Here is a 21,015-nt window from a genome sequence, read left to right as displayed (position 1 = left end):
GCTCGTAACTTGTAGCCTACCGTTAAAGTGAGTAACGCTACTTGTTGCAGTTTGTGGGCGCTTGATTAAGTTGAAGCATACTACTTGGTTGATGCACTTTGCTAAAAATAACCGTTAAGTGAAAATAAATTTCTTGGGGTTGTATCCGATATATTTATTTTTTCTTTCAAATCGTTGTCTCAAGAATCGGTGTGGTAAAAGTTAAAGGCTGCTTTTTTTGAGTCAAAAAAGTTTGACAAAGTTTCTGTGGCTGGTAATATGCCGCCTCTCAAACGGAGGGGTACCCAAGCGGTCAACGGGAGCAGACTGTAAATCTGCCGGCTCAGCCTTCGTAGGTTCGAATCCTACCCCCTCCACCATTTGATAATTGAACACTTGCGGGTGTAGTTCAATGGTAGAACCTCAGCCTTCCAAGCTGATGGTGTGGGTTCGATTCCCATCACCCGCTCCAAATTTTGATCCAGTCCATATAGCTCAGTAGGTAGAGCACTTCCTTGGTAAGGAAGAGGTCACCGGTTCAAATCCGGTTATGGGCTCCAGCTTTTATTTCAATACTAACTTTATTAATTCACGATTGGGTGGAGACGATGTCTAAGGAAAAATTTACCCGTAACAAGCCACACGTAAACGTGGGCACAATTGGTCACGTTGACCATGGTAAAACTACACTGACTGCGGCCCTGACTAAGGTTGGCGCAGATCGTTTTGGTGGTTCGTTCTCAGCGTATGATCAGATTGACGGCGCACCAGAAGAGCGTGCACGTGGTATCACCATCTCAACTGCCCACGTAGAATACGAATCAGAAAACCGTCACTACGCACACGTAGACTGCCCGGGACACGCTGACTATGTTAAGAACATGATCACCGGTGCTGCACAGATGGACGGCGCGATCCTCGTATGTTCAGCAGCTGATGGCCCAATGCCACAGACTCGTGAGCACATCCTTCTGTCTCGTCAGGTTGGTGTACCTAACATCGTTGTATACCTGAACAAAGCAGACATGGTTGACGACGAAGAACTGCTCGAGCTGGTAGAAATGGAAGTACGTGACCTGCTGTCAGAATATGACTTCCCAGGTGACGACACACCAATCATCACTGGTTCTGCACTGAAAGCACTTGAAGGCGACGAATCAGACATCGGCGTACCATCAATCATCAAGCTCGTAGAAGCACTGGATTCTTACATTCCAGAGCCTGAGCGTGACATTGACCGCCCATTCCTGATGCCAATCGAAGACGTATTTTCAATCTCTGGCCGTGGTACTGTAGTAACTGGTCGTATTGAGCGTGGTGTTGTTAAAGTTGGTGAAGAAATCGAAATCGTCGGTATCCGTCCAACCACCAAGACTACCTGTACTGGTGTTGAAATGTTCCGCAAGCTGCTCGACCAAGGTCAAGCTGGTGACAACGTCGGTGTATTGCTGCGTGGTACCAAGCGTGAAGACGTAGAGCGTGGTCAAGTATTGGCCAAGCCTGGTTCAATCACACCACACACCAAGTTTGAAGCAGAAGTATACGTACTGTCTAAAGATGAAGGCGGTCGTCACACTCCATTCTTCAAAGGCTACCGTCCACAGTTCTACTTCCGTACTACGGACGTAACTGGCGAATGTATCCTTCCAGAAGGTGTTGAAATGGTTATGCCTGGCGACAACGTCAAGTTAGTTGTTGAGCTGATTCACCCAATCGCGATGGACGAAGGTCTGCGTTTCGCGATCCGTGAAGGTGGCCGTACAGTTGGTGCCGGCGTTGTTGCCAGCATCATTGAGTAATTAAATACAAAAAATCTGATTCTTCAGGTTGCAATCTAATAGGGTGGTGGTATAATCTGCCGCCCTCATTGCCTAGATTAGTTTAGGCACGGTTTCACAGGCGAGTAGCTCAATTGGCAGAGTTGCGGTTTCCAAAACCGTCGGTTGGGGGTTCGAGTCCCTCCTCGCCTGCCATTTTTAGAGAGTCCCATGCAGCAAACACCTGTACAAGTCAAGAAAAAACCACTAGATGGAGTATTCACGGCACTGGCTGTGATTTTCTTTTTGGGTGGCTTCTATCTGATTGATTCTATCTTCCTCGCAGGATCAGCTTGGTATGTCCGCTTCGGTGTGGTCATTGTAGCCTTGCTGCTCTCTATCGGTTCGCTATCGCTTACTGGGTATCGCGAGAAGTTTGTTTCTTTGTTTAAAGGCGCACGCGTGGAATTACGCAAAGTGCATTGGCCGAGCAAAGATGAAGCGGTTAAGACGACTTTGATGGTGCTTGCTATTGTTGCAGTCTTTGCAATATTTCTCAGCATTATTGACTGGCTGTTGGCACTCATCATTCGCGGGATTATGTAATGGCTAAAGCATGGTATGTATTGCAGGCGTATTCGCAATTTGAGCACCAAGTGAAGCGTGCTTTGATTGAACGTATTGAGCGCGATGAGCTGCAAGACTATTTTGGGGATATTTTGGTGCCTTCGGAAGAAGTCGTCGAAATGAAAGATGGCAAGAAGCGCAGTTCTCAGCGCAAATTTTTCCCGGGTTATGTTTTGGTTGAAATGGAAATGAACGAAACAACCTGGCACGTTGTGCGCAGTATTCCAAAAGTTTCAGGTTTTGTTGGCGGTACTGCTGAAAAACCTGCACCAATTGCTCAGCATGAAGTTGATGCGATTATGCGTCGGATTGAAGAAGGTGTCGAGAAGCCTCGTCCGAAAACTCTGTTTGAAGTTGGTGAAGAGGTCCGTATTACAGAAGGTCCGTTTGCTGAGTTCATTGGTACAGTTGAAGAAGTGCATTATGAAAAGAGTCGTTTGAAGGTCAGTGTATTGATCTTTGGTCGACCAACACCTGTTGATCTTGAGTTTCATCAGGTAGAAAAAGATATTTAATCGAGTCTCTGGCTTGGTTCTTAGAATTAAAGCCGGTGATGGTATTTTAACGGGGAGCCGAAAGGCGAGATTACCCACATAGGAGCAAAAAATGGCTAAGAAAATTACTGGCTATATCAAGCTGCAAATTCCAGCTGGCAAAGCTAACCCAAGTCCTCCAGTAGGTCCTGCACTGGGTCAGCACGGTGTCAATATCATGGAATTTTGTAAGGCGTTTAACGCAGAAACACAAAAAATGGAAGCAGGTATGCCAATTCCTGTTGTCATTACTGTGTTCAGTGACCGTAGCTTTACGTTCATCACCAAAACCCCACCAGCATCATTCCTGCTCAAAAAAGCAGCGGGCATCAAGTCTGGTAGTGGTCGTCCAAACACTGAGAAAGTTGGTACGGTTACCCGTGCTCAGATCGAAGAAATTGTTGAGCTGAAAAAGCCAGACATGACAGCTGCTGATATAGAAGCAGGTGTCGCGACTATTTCTGGTACTGCACGTTCAATGGGCATCAAGGTAGAGGGTTAATAGCATGGCAAAACTCAGTAAGCGCGTTAAAGCCTATCGTGAAAAAATTGAAGCAGGCAAAGTTTACAGCATCTCAGAAGCGCTGCAGTTACTGAAAGAAGTTTCTTCAGTTAAATTTGTAGAGTCAGTAGATGTCAGTATCAACCTAGGTATTGATCCACGCAAATCAGACCAGGTCGTTCGCGGTGCAGCTGTACTGCCAAATGGTACTGGTAAGACTGTCCGTGTTGCAGTATTTGCTCAAGGCGATAATGCTGAAGCAGCAAAAGCAGCCGGTGCAGATGTTGTTGGCATGGATGACCTTGCAGAAGAAATCAAGGGTGGCCGTAGCGACTTTGATGTAGTTATTGCAGAGCCAGCAGCTATGCGTGTTGTTGGTCAGTTGGGTCAGATCCTTGGTCCTCGTGGCTTAATGCCTAACCCTAAAGTTGGTACTGTCACTGCTGATATCGCCACTGCAGTGAATAATGCTAAAGCGGGTCAGGTTCGTTTCCGTGCTGATAAAGGTGGCGTAGTTCACTCTATCATAGGAAAAGTTGACTTCGAAGAAGCCAAGCTTGAAGAAAACCTCAAAGCTTTGGTTGCTGAAATCAACAAACTGCGTCCAGCTGCTGCAAAAGGCATCTATCTGAAGAAAGCGTTCCTGTCATCTACTATGGGTCCGGGTATCGCGATTGATGTTTCAGAGCTCGCATAATAGAAGAATTTAAGTCACCGGATGTCCCATGGGATAGCCGGTGCAAATGATCTTTGGATGGCTGCAGCCGCAGCTATCGTCAAAGACTGCAGGTGCTAATTCTTAGGATGACGCTTAATTTCCTGCATAGATGGTAGGTCAGCTTCAGTTATCTGAAACATGGCTATACCAAGGGCTACTACCTCATGGTAGTAGATTAGGGTAACCCGATCTCACTTAAGGAGTGTGGAATGGGACAAAATTTGACCAGCAAAAAAGCCGTCGTTGAAGAAGTCAATCAAGTGGCTTCTAGCGCGTATGCTTTGGTTGCCACTGAATACCACGGTTTGACCGTGGCACAGATGACCGACCTGCATGCTCGTGCTCGTGAAGGCGGTGTATATCTGCGTGTGGTTAAAAATACCCTGGCCAAGCGTGCATTGGCTGAGACTGAGTTCGACAATGTTGCCGACCAGCTCGTAGGCCCGTTGGTTCTGGCATTTTCGCAAGAAGATCCAGGTTCAGCTGCACGTTTGTGGCGTGACTTCTTTAAAGAGAACGACAAGATTGACAAAGGTATTGTCAAGTTCTTGAGCGTCTCTGGTGAAGTTATGCCAGGTAGTGAGCTAGATCGTCTGGCCAAACTGCCGACCAAGGACGAAGCAATTGCGTTGCTTATGTCTTGCATGCGTGCGCCGCTTGACAAGTTCGCGCGTACCCTCAACGAAGTTCCAGGTAAACTGGTTCGTACAGTTGATGCGGTTCGTCAAAGCAAAGAGGCAGCTTAATCGCTGTCTGGTATTTTTAACCGTTTACTAATTAATTTTTATGGAGATTGACATGGCTATTGCAAAAGAAGACATCTTAAATGCCATTTCTGAAATGACTGTGATGGAAGTTGTCGACCTGATTTCGGCAATGGAAGAAAAATTCGGCGTTACTGCTGCTGCAGCTGTTGCTGCTGCTCCTGCAGGTGGCGCTGATGCTGGTGCTGCAGCTGCTGAGCAAACTGAGTTTGACCTCGTGCTGACTGACGCTGGCGCAAACAAAGTAGCTGTTATCAAAGCAGTTCGTGCGATCACTGGCCTTGGCTTGAAGGAAGCCAAAGCAGCAGTTGACGGCGCTCCTTCAACCCTGAAAGAAGGCGTTGAGAAGGAAGAAGCCGACAAGATGAAAGCACAGCTCGAAGAAGCAGGTGCAAAAGCCGAACTCAAGTGATCTTTGGTCATTTGAATTCGCAGCTAGCAGTTAACTGCTAGTGCGACTACGGGTTCCCCGTTGTTTCGTGTCTTTCCATTCTTTGAATTGGCAAGACAACGATATACGGGGCGCCCTTTTCGCGTCTTTGTAATATTTATGCCCATTGATATGTTGCCGTGTTTATCGGCATGGATATTACACCACCGTCCATTTAGCTATCCTGCGCGCAAGCGCTAATCTGACGCTCGAGGTTACTGTCACTATGACCTATTCGTTTACCGATAAAAAACGTATTCGCAAGAATTTCAGCAAGCGTCCAACTGTCTTGGAAACTCCTTATCTGCTTTCCATGCAGCTGGACTCTTATCACGCATTCCTCCAGCAGAATAAAACCGCTGAGACCCGCGAACCAGTGGGCTTACAGGAAGCATTTTCTTCCATATTTCCGATTGTTAGCCACAATGGCATGGTTGAGTTGCAATACGTTGGCTATGATTTAGGTAAACCTGAATTTGATGCACGTGAATGCCAGCTTCGCGGCGTGACGTTTGCAGCTCCTTTGCGTGCGCGTATGCGTTTGGCTATTTACGATAAGAACTCAGCCAAGAAAAAGCTCAAGCAAGTTATCGAATCTGATTCAGTATATATGGGTGAAATCCCGCTGATGACTGATAACGGTACCTTTGTGATTAACGGTACTGAACGAGTTATCGTGTCTCAGCTGCACCGTTCACCAGGCGTCTTTTTCGATCATGACAAGGGCAGCAGCCACAGCTCAGGCAAGCTGTTGTTCAATGCACGTGTCATTCCTTACCGTGGTTCATGGCTGGATATCGAATTTGATGCCAAAGATTTGGTCCATTGCCGTATTGACCGCCGTCGTAAGTTGCCTGTTACAGTTTTGTTGCGTGCGCTTGGTTACAACAGCGAAGAAATTCTCGATCTGTTCTTTGATACGCAAACATTCAAGATTGGCAAGAGCGGTAAAATTGAAATGGTATTTGAGCCATCGCATTTCCGCGGTGAAATTGCAGCTTTTGATATTGTTGCTGACAAAGAAGTCTTGGTTGAAGCGGGTAAGCGTATTACTTCGCGTCACGTGAAAAAGCTTGAAGAAGCAAAAGTAACCAAGCAGACCGTGCCTGAATCTTTCCTGATTGGCAAAATTCTTGCTAAGGACCTGATTGATAAAGACACTGGTGAATTGATCCTTGCGGCGAACAGCGAATTGACCGAAGAGTTGATTGTTCGCATGATCGAGCTTGGCGTTACATCATTCGAGACGCTTTACGTCAACGAACTTGATCGTGGTGCATATATCGCTGACACCCTGCGCAGTGATGAATCAGACAGTGAATTGACCGCACGTGCTGAAATCTATCGCATGATGCGCCCAGGTGAGCCACCTACTAAAGATGCAGCTGACTTGTTGTTCGACAACCTATTCTTCAATGAAGAACGTTATGATTTGTCCCGTGTTGGACGCATGAAGTTCAACCGTCGCTTGGGTATTCCAAGTGAAGAGGGCAGCGGTACGCTGTCAAAAGAAGACATCGTCAAGGTCATCAAAACGTTGATTGCCATCAAAGATGGTGATGGCTCTGTCGATGATATTGACCACCTCGGTAACCGCCGTATCCGTTGCGTTGGCGAAATGGCTGAAAATGCCTTCCGTATTGGTTTGGTACGCCTTGAGCGTAGCGTCAAAGAGCGCTTGACCCAAGCTGAGACTGAGGGCTGGACGCCGAAAGATTTGGTCAACGCCAAGCCGGTAGCCGCAGCAATTAAAGAATTCTTTGGTTCATCACAGCTCTCGCAGTTCATGGATCAGAACAACCCATTGTCAGAAGTCACGCACAAGCGTCGTATTTCTGCACTTGGCCCGGGCGGCTTGACCCGTGAGCGTGCTGGTTTTGAAGTTCGAGACGTTCACCCAACTCACTACGGTCGCTTGTGCCCAATCGAGACACCGGAAGGACCAAACATCGGTTTGATCAACTCTTTGGCAGTTTATGCCAAGACCAATGAGTACGGTTTCCTCGAAACCCCTTATCGTAAGGTTGTCGACGGCAAAGTAACCGATCAGATTGAGTATTTGTCAGCTATTGATGAATCTAAGTACGTTATTGCACAGGCAAACGCACACCTGAATGAAAAAGGTGAATTTGTCGATGAGCTGATTTCAACCCGTGCTGAAAACGAATTTGCGCTTTCAACACCTGACCGTATCCAATACATGGACGTCTCGCCTAAGCAGATCGTTTCTGTCGCAGCGTCTTTGATCCCGTTCCTTGAGCACGATGATGCGAACCGTGCATTGATGGGTTCGAACATGCAACGTCAGGCAGTGCCAACCTTGCGTGCAGATAAACCGTTGGTCGGTACTGGTATGGAGCGTACCGTTGCCAGTGACTCTGGGGTTCTGGTTCGCGCAGATCGTGGCGGTGTGATTGATTCAGTCGATTCATCGCGTATCGTGGTTAAGGTTAACGATGACGAAGTTCAAGCTGGTGGTTTGGGTGTTGATATTTACAACCTGACCAAGTACACCCGTTCGAACCAAAACACCTGTATCAACCAAAAACCATTGGTTAATCCAGGTGATGTGGTTGCGCGTGGTGACGTACTCGCTGATGGTCCTTCAACTGATCTTGGTGAACTGGCATTGGGTCAAAACATGCTCGTCGCGTTCATGCCGTGGAATGGTTATAACTTTGAGGATTCCATCCTCATTTCTGAGCGGGTTGTCCAAGAAGACCGTTTCACAACCATCCACATTGAAGAACTGACCTGTGTTGCGCGTGACACCAAGCTTGGTCCAGAAGAAATTTCTGCAGATATCCCTAACGTCAAGGAAAGCGCATTGGCGAAACTTGATGGTACCGGTATCGTGCATATTGGTGCGGAAGTTCGCGCGGGCGACATCCTGGTTGGTAAAGTCACACCAAAAGGTGAGCGTTCACAGTCTCCAGAAGAGAAATTGCTGCGTGCCATCTTTGGTGAGAAAGCATCAGACGTAAAAGATACTTCGCTGCGCGTATCAACTGGTATGGACGGTACCGTTGTCGATGTGCGCGTCTATACCCGTGATGGTGTTGAAAAAGATCAGCGTGCACAAGACATTGAGGACATGGAAATTGAATCCATTGCACAAGACGTCAAAGATCAGCTGCGTGTATTCCAGCAAGATATTGAAGATCGTGCTGCGCGCCTGCTGCTCGGCCAAACTGTCAAGAAAGCGCCAAAGCGCAAGTCTGGCGACACAGTTGATCAAGCATTGCTTGATGAGATGACCTCGGACAAGTGGTTCGATATCCGTGTTCAGGATAATGACGTCAACGAACAACTTGACGGTATGCACCAGTTGCTGGTCGACAAGCGCAAAGAATTGCAAGACTACTACGAAGAGAAGAAAGTCAAATTCGCGCAAGGCGACGATCTTGCCCCTGGCGTATTGAAGATGGTCAAGGTCTACCTCGCTGTTAAGCGCCGCTTGCAGCCGGGTGACAAGATGGCAGGGCGCCACGGTAACAAGGGTGTTGTGTCGATGATTGTTCCGGTCGAAGACATGCCTTATATGGAAGACGGCACGCCAGTTGATATCGTATTGAACCCACTCGGTGTACCTTCGCGAATGAACATCGGTCAGGTACTTGAAACGCACCTTGGTTGGGCAGCACGTGGTATCGGTCAGCAGATCGGCCATATGCTTGACCAGCAAGCCGATAGCCAGAAACTGCGTGATTACTTGAGTAATGTGTATAACCACGACGGTCAGCGCGAAGCGCTTGATACGCTTGACGACAAAGAGTTTGGCGTACTGTGTGAAAACCTGCGTGCCGGTGTACCAATGGCGACTCCAGTCTTTGACGGTGCACACGAATCAGAAGTTCAGCGTATGCTCGAACTCGCAGGCTTGCCTAAGACGGGTCAAACCCGCCTCTATGATGGCCGTACAGGTGATGCATTTGAGCGTGATGTAACCGTTGGTTATATGTACATGCTCAAGCTCAACCACTTGGTTGACGACAAGATGCACGCACGTTCAACTGGGCCATACAGCCTTGTTACTCAGCAGCCGCTTGGTGGTCGTGCTCAGTTCGGTGGTCAGCGCTTCGGGGAAATGGAAGTGTGGGCGCTCGAGGCATACGGCGCAGCTTACACCTTGCAAGAAATGCTGACGGTCAAGTCTGATGACGTCGAAGGGCGTACCAAGATGTACAAAAATATTGTTGATGGCAACCTGCAAATCGAGCCGGGTATGCCTGAGTCGTTTAACGTCCTGACCAAGGAAATTAAAGCACTCGGCATCAACATTGAGCTCGAACAGGAATAATCCGACGGAGAAGAAATCATGATGAAAGACCTGGTTAATTTTTTCAAACCCCAAGACGGTGTCGATGATTTCGATCGTATCCGCATCGGTCTCGCCTCGCCGGATATGATCCGTTCGTGGTCTTTTGGTGAAGTCAAAAAGCCCGAAACCATCAACTACCGTACGTTCAAGCCTGAGCGTGATGGTTTGTTCTGTGCCAAAATCTTTGGCCCAATGAAAGACTACGAGTGCTTGTGCGGTAAGTACAAGCGCTTGAAGCACCGCGGTGTGGTGTGTGAGAAGTGTGGTGTTGAAGTCACTAAATCCAGTGTACGCCGCGAGCGTATGGGTCATATCGACCTCGCGACACCAGTTGCGCACATTTGGTTCTTGAAGTCGCTGCCATCACGTATCGGTTTGTTGCTTGATTTGACCTTGCGTGAAATTGAGCGCGTACTGTATTTTGAATCATTCATCGTGCTCGATCCGGGTATGACGCCGCTGGAAAAGAACCAGCTGCTGACCGAAGAAACTTACGTGCAGGCGCTCGAAGAGTACGGCCATGAATTCAAGGCGATGATGGGTGCTGAAGCTATTCAGTACATCCTGAAAAACATGGAACTCGAAACCGAGATTGCAGACCTGCGCGAAGCACTTGCTGAGACTAACTCAGAAACCAAGAGCAAGCGTATTGTTAAGCGCCTTAAGCTGATGGAAGCGCTGCTTGCCTCAGGTAACAAGCCTGAGTGGTTGATCCTGGAAGTATTGCCAGTATTGCCACCGGATCTGCGCCCATTGGTTCCATTGGATTCAGGCCGTTTTGCAACCTCTGACCTCAACGATCTTTATCGTCGCGTCATTAACCGTAACAACCGCTTGAAGCGTCTGCTTGAGTTGTTTGCGCCGGATATTATCGTGCGCAACGAAAAGCGTATGCTCCAAGAAGCTGTGGATTCACTGCTTGATAACGGTCGTCGTGGCCGTACCGTTACTGGTTCGAACAAGCGTCCGCTTAAGTCTCTTGCTGACATGATCAAAGGTAAGCAAGGTCGTTTCCGTCAGAACTTGCTCGGTAAGCGTGTTGACTATTCAGGTCGTTCGGTCATCGTGGTTGGTCCTACCCTGCGCCTGCATCAGTGTGGTTTGCCTAAGCGTATGGCATTGGAACTGTTCAAGCCGTTTATTTTCCAGCAATTGATTTTGAATGAGCATGCACCAACCATTAAAGCAGCCAAGCTGATGGTTGAGCGGGATGAGCCGGAAGTCTGGGATGCATTGGAATTCGTCATTCGCGAGCATCCGGTGTTGCTGAACCGTGCACCAACATTGCACCGTCTTGGTATCCAGGCATTTGAGCCAATCCTGATCGAAGGTAAAGCCATTCAGTTGCATCCATTGGTCTGTGCGGCGTTTAACGCTGACTTCGATGGTGACCAAATGGCGGTACACGTACCGTTGTCACTCGAAGCACAGCTTGAAGCGCGTGCGCTGATGATGAGCTCGAATAACATCTTGTCACCAGCCAACGGCGAACCAATTATTGTCCCTTCACAGGACGTTGTACTCGGCCTTTATTACATGACGCGTGAGCGTATCAATGCGAAAGGCGAAGGGATGCGTTTCGCTGATATCGCTGAAGTTGAGCGTGCGTATCAAACTGGTAAAGTTGATCTTCAAGCAAAAATTCAGGTGCGTTTGGAGTTCTTTGATCAAGAAGAGCCTTACGTCAAGCGTGTAGAAACAACAGTTGGCCGCGCATTGCTGTCGCAGATTCTGCCTAAGGGCCTGCCATTTGAACTGATCGACAAGCCGATGGTGAAAAAAGCGATCTCTGGCTTGATCAATGCTTGCTATCGTCAGGTTGGTCTGAAAGAAACCGTTATTCTTGCCGACCAATTGATGTATACCGGCTTCCGTTATGCAACGCGTTCTGGTACGTCAATCGGTGTCACCGATATGGTTGTGCCTGATGAAAAAGCGGGCATTTTGCAAGCTTCGGAAGATGAGATCAAAGAAATTGAGCATCAGTACAGCTCAGGCTTGTTAACCCAAGGTGAGAAGTACAACAAAGTGATCGATATCTGGTCGCGTACCAACGATAAAGTCGCCAAGGCGATGATGAACAAGCTGGGTAAAATCGAAGTGCAGAACAAAGATGGCGAAACCATCGAGCAGCCTTCATTTAACTCGGTGTTTATGATGGCCGATTCAGGCGCTCGTGGTTCTGCTGCGCAGATTCGTCAGTTAGCTGGTATGCGTGGTCTGATGGCTAAGCCGGACGGCTCGATCATCGAAACACCAATCACGGCAAACTTCCGTGAAGGTCTGAACGTACTTCAGTACTTTATTTCGACCCACGGTGCACGTAAAGGTCTTGCTGATACCGCACTGAAAACGGCAAACTCAGGTTATCTGACCCGTCGTTTGGTCGACGTCGCGCAAGATGTCGTGATCAATGAACTTGATTGCGGTACATCCCGTGGTATTGAGGTTCAGGCTGTTGTAGACGGCGGTGACGTGGTTGAAAAGCTGTCTGATCGCGTGTTGGGTCGAGTACTCTCTGAGCCGGTTATTGAATTCAGTACCGGCGAAGTGGCACTTGAGGCAGGTACGCTTTTGGGCGAGCACGAAATCGCAACACTTGAAAAAGCAGGTGTTGACCGTGTCATGGTTCGCTCGGTGATTACTTGTGAAGCACGTCAAGGCGTGTGTGCACAGTGTTATGGTCGTGATTTGGCACGTGGGCATAAAGTCAATGTCGGTGAATCTGTCGGCGTTATTGCAGCACAGTCGATCGGTGAGCCGGGTACTCAGTTGACCATGCGTACGTTCCACATCGGTGGTGCTGCGCAGAGCTCTGCATCAATCGGCAGTATCGAAGTTAAGACTAACGGTACAGTACGTTTGTCAAACATTAAGACGGTCACTAACAAAGATGGCAAGTTGGTCGCAGTATCACGCTCAGGTGAACTGTCTGTGATCGATAAAAACGGTCACGAGCGTGAACGCTATAAGCTTGCTTATGGTGCAATGCTTAACGTTGCAGATGGTGAAGAAGTCAAGCAAGGCCAGACACTCGCTACTTGGGATCCTCACACTCATCCAATCATCGCGGAAGTTGCTGGTAAGGCAGCGTTCTACGACTTTGAAGATGGTGTAACGATTCAGAGTTCAACTGACCCTGAAACTGGCCTGACCATTCAGACCGTCATGGACAATGCTCAGCGCTCAAGTGCTGCGAAAGATAAGCGTCCGTTGATTCAGCTGCTTGATGAGTCGGGTAATCCGATCACTCAAGCCGGGTCTGATATTCCGGTTAACTACTTCTTGCCAGCCGGTGCATTGATTAACCTCAGCGATGGTGCAGAAGTACAGATCGGTGACGTATTGGCGCGTATGCCGCAAGAGTCTGGTAAGACGGGCGATATCACAGGTGGTTTGCCGCGAGTTGCCGATCTCTTTGAAGCACGTAAGCCTAAAGAACCAGCTATCCTGGCTGAAATGACAGGTACTGTTTCCTTCGGTAAAGAAACCAAGGGTAAGCAACGCCTGGTTATCACCGCAGAAGATGGCGAGTCATTTGAGGTTCTGATTCCTAAGTGGCGTCGTCTGAACGTATTTGAAGGTGAGCAAGTCAAGAAAGGTGAATTGCTTGCTGATGGTGAGCCAACACCACATGACATCCTGCGTTTGCGCGGTGTGCATGAGTTGACTAACCATATCGTTAACGAAATCCAAAACGTTTACCGTTTGCAGGGCGTTAAGATCAACGATAAACACATCGAAGTGATCGTGCGTCAAATGCTGCGTAAGGTGAACGTAATTGATGCCGGTGAATCGAATTTGATCGCTGGTGAGCAAATCGACGTGAACCGTGTGCTCGAAATCAATGACAAGCTCAATGCTGAAGGCAAATTGCCAGTGCGTTATGAGCCTGTATTGATGGGTATCACTAAAGCGTCGTTGGCCACAGATTCATTTATATCTGCGGCTTCGTTCCAGGAGACCACGCGTGTACTCACGGAAGCAGCCGTTCACGGCAGCTTTGATGATCTGCACGGTCTCAAGGAAAACGTTATTGTCGGCCGACTGGTCCCGTCAGGCACTGGTTTGGCCTACCACCAGGAGCGCCGAAACATGCGTTCTGCTGAGCACGGACTTTTTGCACTTGCGGATACCGCTGATGAAGCTGATGATTCAGCTGAACAAGCAGCGGTTGGTGTTGAGTCGCAGGAAGAAGGCGAAGCTTGACAATAGCTTGGTTAAAACGTACTATGCCTCACCTTTGGCGCAAGCTCGCTTGCGCTCTGCCTGCGTGCAGGTGGGGAAAGGCGTAAAAAAATTGACTTTAATAAAAGTTTTGGAGAAATGCTTTCATGGCAACGATCAATCAGCTCGTACGTAAACCACGTACGAAGCAGAAAGAGAAAAACAACGTTCCTGCTCTGCAGGGATGTCCTCAAAAACGCGGTGTTTGTACTCGCGTTTATACTACGACGCCTAAAAAGCCAAACTCGGCAATGCGCAAGGTTGCACGTACACGTTTAACCAACAAGTACGAAGTAACTGCCTATATCGGCGGTGAAGGGCACAACCTGCAAGAGCACAGCTTGGTGCTCATCCGAGGCGGTCGTGTTAAGGATTTACCAGGTGTGCGTTATCACATCGTGCGTGGAGCCCTTGATACAGCAGGCGTCAAGGATCGCAAGCAGGGCCGTTCTAAGTACGGCACTAAGCGTCCTAAATCCTAATTAACGAAGGAATAGTTTCATGTCCAGAAGAGTAAGGGCGCCAATCCGCCATATCTTGCCCGATCCTAAATTCGGGAATGTGGTGGTCGCCAAATTCATCAACATGGTGATGGTTGCAGGTAAAAAATCTGTAGCTGAGAAAGTTGTTTATCAAGCACTTGAGAAAGCAGCTGAGAAAAAGCAAATGGATGCTGTAGACGTCTTGGAAGAAGCGCTTGAGAAAGTGCGTCCGGCAGTTGAAGTTAAGTCTCGCCGCGTCGGTGGTGCAACTTATCAGGTTCCTGTCGAAGTACGTCCTGTTCGTCAGAACGCACTCGCAATGCGTTGGTTGATCGATGCGGCTCGCAGCCGTAACGAGAAGTCAATGGCTGCACGACTGGCTGGTGAATTCATCGATGCAATCGAAGAGCGCGGCAGCGCTGTTAAAAAGCGTGATGATACACACCGCATGGCAGAAGCTAACAAAGCATTTGCGCACTTCCGTTGGTAACGGCAATTCATTTAATCGTATTGGAGCACATTTATGGCGCGTAAGACGAAAATTGATAAGTACCGTAACCTCGGTATCATGGCGCACATTGACGCCGGCAAGACAACCACAACAGAACGTATCCTGTTCTACACTGGTTTGTCACACAAGATTGGTGAGGTGCACGATGGTGCAGCCACTATGGACTGGATGGAGCAAGAGCAAGAACGTGGTATCACAATCACTTCTGCAGCGACAACCTGTTTCTGGTCTGGTATGGCACAGCAGTTTCCTGAGCACCGTGTCAATATCATTGATACTCCGGGACACGTTGATTTCACTATCGAAGTAGAGCGTTCACTGCGTGTACTTGATGGCGCATGTCTGGTTCTTTGTGCAGTTGGTGGTGTTCAGCCACAAACTGAAACTGTATGGCGTCAAGCGAACAAATACAAAGTTCCTCGTATTGCCTACGTCAATAAGATGGACCGTACTGGTGCAGACTTCTTGCGCGTTGTAGAGCAGATGAAAACCCGTTTGAACACTGTTGCTGTACCTCTGCAATTACCAGTTGGTGCGGAAGACGAATTCAAAGGTGTTGTTGACTTGATCAAGATGAAAGAGATCATCTGGAATGAAGAAGACAACGGCTTGACGTTCGAATACGCAGATGTTCCTGCTGATATGGCTGACGACTGTGCAGAGTGGCGTGAGCATTTGGTTGAAGCAGCTGCTGAAGCAAATGAAGAGCTGATGGATAAGTACCTTGGCGGTGAAGAGCTGAGTGAAGAAGAAATTGTTGCTGGTCTGCGTCAACGTACGATCAACAACGAAATCGTCCCGGTTGTTTGTGGTTCATCGTTCAAGAACAAAGGCGTTCAGGCGATGCTTGATAAAGTTATTGAGCTTCTCCCTAGCCCAGTTGAAGTGCCTGCGATCCAAGGTGTATTGCCTGGTACTGAAGAAACTGATAGCCGTAAGCCTGATGACGATGCACCATTTGCTGCATTGGCATTTAAAGTTGCAACTGACCCATTTGTCGGTACGCTGACATTCGTTCGTTGCTACTCAGGTGTACTTGAAGCTGGTTCGACCGTACTTAACTCAGTTAAAGATAAGCGTGAGCGCGTAGGTCGTATCGTTCAGATGCACTCAAACTCTCGTGAAGAAATTAAAGAAGTATATGCTGGCGACATCGCTGCATGTATCGGCTTGAAAGACGTTATCACTGGCGAAACTTTATGTGATCCTGCTCAGCCTATCATTCTTGAGCGTATGGAATTCCCAGAGCCAGTTATCGCTGTTGCTGTTGAGCCTAAGACCAAGTCTGACCAAGAAAAAATGGGTATGGCACTTGGCAAGTTGGCACAAGAAGATCCTTCTTTCCGCGTCCACACTGACGAAGAAACTGGTCAGACAATCATCTCTGGTATGGGTGAACTTCACCTTGAGATCATCGTCGACCGTATGAAGCGTGAGTTTAAAGTTGAAGCAAACGTTGGTGCGCCTCAAGTTGCATACCGTGAAACAATTCGCGAAGCAGTTGAGCAAGAAGGTAAGTTTGTCCGTCAGTCTGGTGGTCGTGGTCAGTTCGGTCACGTTTGGCTGAAAATTGAACCTCAAGAGCCTGGCTTTGGCTACGAGTTTGTTAACCAGATCGTTGGTGGTGTTGTTCCTAAGGAATACATTCCAGCGGTTGACAAAGGCGTTCAAGAGCAAATGCAGAACGGTGTTTTGGCCGGCTATCCATTGGTTGACGTAAAAGTCACCTTGTACGATGGTTCTTACCACGAAGTCGACTCCTCTGAAATGGCATTTAAAATGGCTGGTTCAGAAGGCTTCAAGCAAGGCGCACGTAAAGCGAAGCCTGTATTGCTTGAGCCAATGATGAAAGTTGAAGTTACTACCCCCGAAGATTACATGGGTGACGTAATTGGTGACTTGAACAGTCGTCGTGGCTTGATTCAGGGTATGGATGATCAGGGCAACGACAAGATTGTTCGCGCTCAAGTGCCATTGGCCAACATGTTCGGTTATGCAACTTCACTGCGCTCACTGAGTCAGGGTCGTGCAAACTACTCAATGGAATTCGACTGCTACAATGAAGCACCAAACAACATTGTAGAAGAAGTCGTCAAGAATAAGTCTTAATTAAGTGAATTGGAGTTTTTATGTCTAAGGAAAAATTTACCCGTAACAAGCCACACGTAAACGTGGGCACAATTGGTCACGTTGACCATGGTAAAACTACACTGACTGCGGCCCTGACTAAGGTTGGCGCAGATCGTTTTGGTGGTTCGTTCTCAGCGTATGATCAGATTGACGGCGCACCAGAAGAGCGTGCACGTGGTATCACCATCTCAACTGCCCACGTAGAATACGAATCAGAAAACCGTCACTACGCACACGTAGACTGCCCGGGACACGCTGACTATGTTAAGAACATGATCACCGGTGCTGCACAGATGGACGGCGCGATCCTCGTATGTTCAGCAGCTGATGGCCCAATGCCACAGACTCGTGAGCACATCCTTCTGTCTCGTCAGGTTGGTGTACCTAACATCGTTGTATACCTGAACAAAGCAGACATGGTTGACGACGAAGAACTGCTCGAGCTGGTAGAAATGGAAGTACGTGACCTGCTGTCAGAATATGACTTCCCAGGTGACGACACACCAATCATCACTGGTTCTGCACTGAAAGCACTTGAAGGCGACGAATCAGACATCGGCGTACCATCAATCATCAAGCTCGTAGAAGCACTGGATTCTTACATTCCAGAGCCTGAGCGTGACATTGACCGCCCATTCCTGATGCCAATCGAAGACGTATTTTCAATCTCTGGCCGTGGTACTGTAGTAACTGGTCGTATTGAGCGTGGTGTTGTTAAAGTTGGTGAAGAAATCGAAATCGTCGGTATCCGTCCAACCACCAAGACTACCTGTACTGGTGTTGAAATGTTCCGCAAGCTGCTCGACCAAGGTCAAGCTGGTGACAACGTCGGTGTATTGCTGCGTGGTACCAAGCGTGAAGACGTAGAGCGTGGTCAAGTATTGGCCAAGCCTGGTTCAATCACACCACACACCAAGTTTGAAGCAGAAGTATACGTACTGTCTAAAGATGAAGGCGGTCGTCACACTCCATTCTTCAAAGGCTACCGTCCACAGTTCTACTTCCGTACTACGGACGTAACTGGCGAATGTATCCTTCCAGAAGGTGTTGAAATGGTTATGCCTGGCGACAACGTCAAGTTAGTTGTTGAGCTGATTCACCCAATCGCGATGGACGAAGGTCTGCGTTTCGCGATCCGTGAAGGTGGCCGTACAGTTGGTGCCGGCGTTGTTGCCAGCATCATTGAGTAACGGGTTTTATTATGGCTAGTACACAAAAAATTCGTATACGTTTGAAGTCCTACGATCACCGCTTGATTGATGCGTCAGCCAAGCAGATCGTAGAAACCGCAAAGCGTGCCGGCGCCCAAGTTAAGGGCCCGGTTCCTTTGCCAGTCAAAAAAGAGCGCTACACCATATTGATTTCTCCACACGTTAACAAAGACGCGCGAGACCAATATGAAATGCGAACTCATAAGCGCATCATGGATATTGTCGATCCTACTGACAAGACCGTTGATGCACTGATGAAGCTGGATCTTGCCGCAGGTGTTGACGTCAAGATCGAATTGCAGTAAAATCGCGCACCTTTCGTGACTGTAGAAGCGGGAATTCACATTCCCGCTTTTGCTGTCTTTATCGAGGCGACGAGGGTCACCCGCCCTCCTCTCGTCTTTTTTCTATTGAGGAAAGCTTATGACAATGGGCCTAGTGGGTCAGAAGATTGGCATGACCCGTATCTTTGACGAGGATGGCAACGCGAGCGCCGTAACGGTGATCGAAGTTAAGCCAAACTATATTTCACAAATTAAAACACGCGAAACAGACGGTTATGATGCTGTACAGGTTTCTGTGGGCGAGCGTAAGGCAAGTCGTACCAGTAAACCTTTGGCAGGTCACTTTGCTAAAGCAAACGTACAAGCTGGTTTGCTGACCAAAGAATTCCGCTTGGACAGTGAAGAAATCGCTAACTATGAGGTTGGTGGCGCTGTTGAAGTTAATCTGTTCGAGCAGGGGCAGAAAGTAGATGTCCGTGCACGCAGTATCGGTAAAGGCTTTGCCGGTACCATTAAACGTCACAATTTCCGTGGTCAGCGTAAGACCCACGGTAACTCACTGTCACACCGTGTGCCTGGTTCAATCGGTCAGAACCAAACGCCAGGTCGCGTATTCAAGGGCAAGAAAATGTCCGGACAAATGGGTAATAAAATGTGCAGCGTACAAAATCTAGAAATTGCACGTGTCGACGCAGAACGCAACTTGATTTTGATCAAGGGTGCTGTACCTGGTGCTAAAGGCGGTTTCGTGATGATTCGTCCGTCGGTTAAGGCTTAAGGAGGCAGCATGGATATTCAAATGACAAATGCATCTGGTTCAATCAGTGTTGCTGATGAAGTGTTCGGCGTAGATTACAACGAAGCACTCGTACACCAAGTCGTTACTGCATATTTAGCAGGCGGCCGTTCAGGAACTAAGGCGCAAAAGACGCGTAGTGAAGTTTCTGGTGGCGGTGCTAAGCCTTGGCGTCAAAAAGGAACTGGCCGCGCACGTGCTGGTACGATCCGTTCGCCAATCTGGCGTACTGGTGGCGTTACCTTCGCAGCTAAGCCACGCGATCACAGCCAAAAAGTTAACAAGAAAATGTATCGTGCGGCGTTGCGCAGCATTCTTTCTGAATTGGCACGCCAAGATCGTCTGAAAGTAATTGAGTCTTTCGAGCTTGAGTCAAACAAGACCAAAGATTTCATTGCTTATGCAAAAGACAACAATTTGGGTAATGACCTGCTGGTGATTAGCGAGTCTGCAAATGACAAAGCTTATCAAGCGACTGGCAATATTGCCCGCGTCACTGTGGTCGACGTACAGGCCATTAATCCTGCATTGCTGCTGCGCCATGAGCATGTCGCTGTAGACAAGGCAGCCATTGAGAAAATCAACGAGTGGTTATCATGAAACAAGAACGTCTGTTACAAGTGATTAAAAGCCCGCACGTTACTGAAAAATCTTCTTTGGCCGCTGAAAACACGCAGTTGGTCTTCAAGGTTGATCGCCGTGCGAGCAAACAAGAAATTAAAGAAGCCGTCGAACAGTTAATGGAAGTCGGTGTCGAAGCGGTACGTACAGTTAACATCAAGGGTAAAACCAAGCGTTTCGGCGCTCGTGTTGGCCGCCGCAGTGATTACAAAAAGGCTTATGTAAGCCTGGATAAGAGCGTCGATATGGAAGCGCTCATGTCCGAGCAAGCCTGAGGAGTTGAATAATGGCTATTATTACCAATAAACCTACCTCTCCTGGCCGCCGTTTTGTGGTCAATGTGACCCGTCCTGACCTGCACAAAGGTCAGCCTTACGCGGCTTTGGTTGAGAAGCAAAAGCGTGGCAGCGGCCGTAACAATATGGGCCGTATCACTACCCGTCATCGTGGTGGTGGTCATGCACACAAATACCGTATCATCGACTTCAAGCGCAACAGAGACGGCATTGATGCTGTTGTTGAGCGTCTTGAGTATGATCCAAACCGTACAGCTTACATTGCATTGATCCGTTATACCGATGGTCAGCGTGCTTACATCATCGCAGCTCGCGGTATGGAAGCTGGTGACATCATCCGTAATGGTGACGATGCGCCAATCAAGCGTGGCAACTGCCTGCCAATCCGTAACATCCCGGTCGGTTCAACAGTTCACTGTATTGAACTTAAGCCTGGCAAAGGTGCACAGCTTGCACGTAGTGCTGGTACTTCAGCTTACCTCGCATCACGCGAAGGTAAGTACGCTACTCTGCGTTTGAAGTCTGGCGAGCGTCGCCGTGTACTCGTTGATTGCCGTGCGGTGCTTGGTGAAGTATCAAACCACGAGCACAGCCTGCGTTCACTGGGTAAAGCTGGTGCAACTCGCTGGCGTGGTATTCGTCCTACCGTTCGCGGTGTGGTAATGAACCCGGTCGATCACCCACATGGTGGTGGTGAGGGCCGTACTTCTGGTGGCCGTCATCCGGTCAGCCCATGGGGTAAGCCAACCAAGGGCAAGAAGACTCGTTCGAACAAGCGTACCGATAAGATGATCGTTTCGCGCCGCCGTAGTAAGAGAGGTTAATC

At 48.5% G+C, this 21,015-nt stretch carries 18 protein-coding genes and 4 tRNA genes; all 22 read left to right on the top strand.

The window, feature by feature from the left end; genetic code table 11:
* Positions 1-274: 274 nt before the first annotated feature.
* The 22 genes from KRX19_01065 (at position 275) to rplB (ending at position 21,013) form a co-directional block, all read left to right on the top strand.
* Positions 275-359 (top strand) — tRNA-Tyr (locus KRX19_01065).
* 18 nt (positions 360-377) lie between these two features.
* Positions 378-451: transfer RNA gene (locus KRX19_01060), tRNA-Gly, on the top strand.
* 12 nt (positions 452-463) lie between these two features.
* Positions 464-539 (top strand) — tRNA-Thr (locus KRX19_01055).
* A gap of 48 nt (positions 540-587) precedes the next feature.
* Positions 588-1,778, top strand: a complete 1,191-nt coding sequence (tuf, locus tag KRX19_01050; GenBank protein MBV7433602.1) for an elongation factor Tu — start codon at positions 588-590, stop codon at positions 1,776-1,778.
* A gap of 98 nt (positions 1,779-1,876) precedes the next feature.
* Positions 1,877-1,952: transfer RNA gene (locus KRX19_01045), tRNA-Trp, on the top strand.
* 15 nt (positions 1,953-1,967) lie between these two features.
* The gene (gene secE, locus KRX19_01040; GenBank protein MBV7433601.1) at positions 1,968-2,342 is read left to right on the top strand and encodes a preprotein translocase subunit SecE; all 375 of its coding nucleotides are present in this window, start codon (positions 1,968-1,970) and stop codon (positions 2,340-2,342) included.
* Positions 2,342-2,878: a transcription termination/antitermination protein NusG gene (nusG, locus tag KRX19_01035; protein ID MBV7433600.1), complete on the top strand. Its 537-nt coding sequence runs from the start codon at positions 2,342-2,344 to the stop codon at positions 2,876-2,878. The genes secE and nusG overlap by 1 nt, the downstream gene beginning before the upstream one ends.
* A gap of 91 nt (positions 2,879-2,969) precedes the next feature.
* Positions 2,970-3,398: a 50S ribosomal protein L11 gene (rplK, locus tag KRX19_01030; GenBank protein ID MBV7433599.1), complete on the top strand. Its 429-nt coding sequence runs from the start codon at positions 2,970-2,972 to the stop codon at positions 3,396-3,398.
* Between the two features lie 4 nt (positions 3,399-3,402).
* A complete protein-coding gene (gene rplA / locus KRX19_01025) occupies positions 3,403-4,095 on the top strand; it encodes a 50S ribosomal protein L1 (GenBank protein MBV7433598.1) in 693 nt (230 codons plus the stop codon).
* A gap of 230 nt (positions 4,096-4,325) precedes the next feature.
* The gene (gene rplJ, locus KRX19_01020; GenBank protein MBV7433597.1) at positions 4,326-4,862 is read left to right on the top strand and encodes a 50S ribosomal protein L10; all 537 of its coding nucleotides are present in this window, start codon (positions 4,326-4,328) and stop codon (positions 4,860-4,862) included.
* Positions 4,863-4,914: 52 nt separating this feature from the next.
* Positions 4,915-5,292, top strand: a complete 378-nt coding sequence (rplL, locus tag KRX19_01015; protein MBV7433596.1) for a 50S ribosomal protein L7/L12 — start codon at positions 4,915-4,917, stop codon at positions 5,290-5,292.
* A gap of 244 nt (positions 5,293-5,536) precedes the next feature.
* On the top strand, positions 5,537-9,610 hold the full coding sequence (gene rpoB, locus KRX19_01010; GenBank protein ID MBV7433595.1) for a DNA-directed RNA polymerase subunit beta: 4,074 nt from the start codon (positions 5,537-5,539) through the stop codon (positions 9,608-9,610).
* A 21-nt stretch (positions 9,611-9,631) separates the two neighbouring features.
* Positions 9,632-13,840: a DNA-directed RNA polymerase subunit beta' gene (gene rpoC / locus KRX19_01005; GenBank protein MBV7433594.1), complete on the top strand. Its 4,209-nt coding sequence runs from the start codon at positions 9,632-9,634 to the stop codon at positions 13,838-13,840.
* A 125-nt stretch (positions 13,841-13,965) separates the two neighbouring features.
* Positions 13,966-14,340: a 30S ribosomal protein S12 gene (rpsL, locus tag KRX19_01000; GenBank protein ID MBV7433593.1), complete on the top strand. Its 375-nt coding sequence runs from the start codon at positions 13,966-13,968 to the stop codon at positions 14,338-14,340.
* Between the two features lie 19 nt (positions 14,341-14,359).
* Entirely contained in the window at positions 14,360-14,830 is a 471-nt protein-coding gene (rpsG, locus tag KRX19_00995) for a 30S ribosomal protein S7 (protein ID MBV7433592.1), read from the top strand.
* 33 nt (positions 14,831-14,863) lie between these two features.
* The gene (fusA, locus tag KRX19_00990; protein ID MBV7433591.1) at positions 14,864-16,960 is read left to right on the top strand and encodes an elongation factor G; all 2,097 of its coding nucleotides are present in this window, start codon (positions 14,864-14,866) and stop codon (positions 16,958-16,960) included.
* Positions 16,961-16,980: 20 nt separating this feature from the next.
* Positions 16,981-18,171 (top strand): elongation factor Tu, encoded by a 1,191-nt coding sequence (gene tuf / locus KRX19_00985; protein ID MBV7433590.1) that lies wholly within the window; start codon positions 16,981-16,983, stop codon positions 18,169-18,171.
* Positions 18,172-18,182: 11 nt separating this feature from the next.
* Complete coding sequence (rpsJ, locus tag KRX19_00980) at positions 18,183-18,497, top strand: 30S ribosomal protein S10 (protein ID MBV7433589.1); 315 nt, start codon at positions 18,183-18,185, stop codon at positions 18,495-18,497.
* Between the two features lie 118 nt (positions 18,498-18,615).
* The gene (gene rplC / locus KRX19_00975; protein MBV7433588.1) at positions 18,616-19,254 is read left to right on the top strand and encodes a 50S ribosomal protein L3; all 639 of its coding nucleotides are present in this window, start codon (positions 18,616-18,618) and stop codon (positions 19,252-19,254) included.
* A 9-nt stretch (positions 19,255-19,263) separates the two neighbouring features.
* Positions 19,264-19,872 (top strand): 50S ribosomal protein L4, encoded by a 609-nt coding sequence (gene rplD / locus KRX19_00970; GenBank protein ID MBV7433587.1) that lies wholly within the window; start codon positions 19,264-19,266, stop codon positions 19,870-19,872.
* Positions 19,866-20,168 (top strand): 50S ribosomal protein L23, encoded by a 303-nt coding sequence (gene rplW, locus KRX19_00965; protein ID MBV7433586.1) that lies wholly within the window; start codon positions 19,866-19,868, stop codon positions 20,166-20,168. Before rplD ends, rplW begins: the two co-directional genes overlap by 7 nt.
* A gap of 11 nt (positions 20,169-20,179) precedes the next feature.
* Complete coding sequence (gene rplB / locus KRX19_00960) at positions 20,180-21,013, top strand: 50S ribosomal protein L2 (protein MBV7433585.1); 834 nt, start codon at positions 20,180-20,182, stop codon at positions 21,011-21,013.
* The last annotated feature ends 2 nt before the right edge of the window (positions 21,014-21,015 follow it).

The sequence above is a fragment of the Cardiobacteriaceae bacterium TAE3-ERU3 genome, assembly GCA_019218315.1.
GTDB lineage: Bacteria > Pseudomonadota > Gammaproteobacteria > Cardiobacteriales > Cardiobacteriaceae > JAHUUI01.
Note: the sequence above shows the minus strand (reverse complement) of the source record. Positions and strands in the feature narration are given on the sequence as shown.

Bases quoted from the DNA above. Each gene is read 5' to 3' on its own strand.
- tuf (MBV7433602.1), top strand. From the start codon at position 588: ATGTCTAAGGAAAAATTTACCCGTAACAAGCCACACGTAAACGTGGGC.
- secE (MBV7433601.1), top strand. From the start codon at position 1,968: ATGCAGCAAACACCTGTACAAGTCAAGAAAAAACCACTAGATGGAGTA.
- nusG (MBV7433600.1), top strand. From the start codon at position 2,342: ATGGCTAAAGCATGGTATGTATTGCAGGCGTATTCGCAATTTGAGCAC.
- rplK (MBV7433599.1), top strand. From the start codon at position 2,970: ATGGCTAAGAAAATTACTGGCTATATCAAGCTGCAAATTCCAGCTGGC.
- rplA (MBV7433598.1), top strand. From the start codon at position 3,403: ATGGCAAAACTCAGTAAGCGCGTTAAAGCCTATCGTGAAAAAATTGAA.
- rplJ (MBV7433597.1), top strand. From the start codon at position 4,326: ATGGGACAAAATTTGACCAGCAAAAAAGCCGTCGTTGAAGAAGTCAAT.
- rplL (MBV7433596.1), top strand. From the start codon at position 4,915: ATGGCTATTGCAAAAGAAGACATCTTAAATGCCATTTCTGAAATGACT.
- rpoB (MBV7433595.1), top strand. From the start codon at position 5,537: ATGACCTATTCGTTTACCGATAAAAAACGTATTCGCAAGAATTTCAGC.
- rpoC (MBV7433594.1), top strand. From the start codon at position 9,632: ATGAAAGACCTGGTTAATTTTTTCAAACCCCAAGACGGTGTCGATGAT.
- rpsL (MBV7433593.1), top strand. From the start codon at position 13,966: ATGGCAACGATCAATCAGCTCGTACGTAAACCACGTACGAAGCAGAAA.
- rpsG (MBV7433592.1), top strand. From the start codon at position 14,360: ATGTCCAGAAGAGTAAGGGCGCCAATCCGCCATATCTTGCCCGATCCT.
- fusA (MBV7433591.1), top strand. From the start codon at position 14,864: ATGGCGCGTAAGACGAAAATTGATAAGTACCGTAACCTCGGTATCATG.
- tuf (MBV7433590.1), top strand. From the start codon at position 16,981: ATGTCTAAGGAAAAATTTACCCGTAACAAGCCACACGTAAACGTGGGC.
- rpsJ (MBV7433589.1), top strand. From the start codon at position 18,183: ATGGCTAGTACACAAAAAATTCGTATACGTTTGAAGTCCTACGATCAC.
- rplC (MBV7433588.1), top strand. From the start codon at position 18,616: ATGACAATGGGCCTAGTGGGTCAGAAGATTGGCATGACCCGTATCTTT.
- rplD (MBV7433587.1), top strand. From the start codon at position 19,264: ATGGATATTCAAATGACAAATGCATCTGGTTCAATCAGTGTTGCTGAT.
- rplB (MBV7433585.1), top strand. From the start codon at position 20,180: ATGGCTATTATTACCAATAAACCTACCTCTCCTGGCCGCCGTTTTGTG.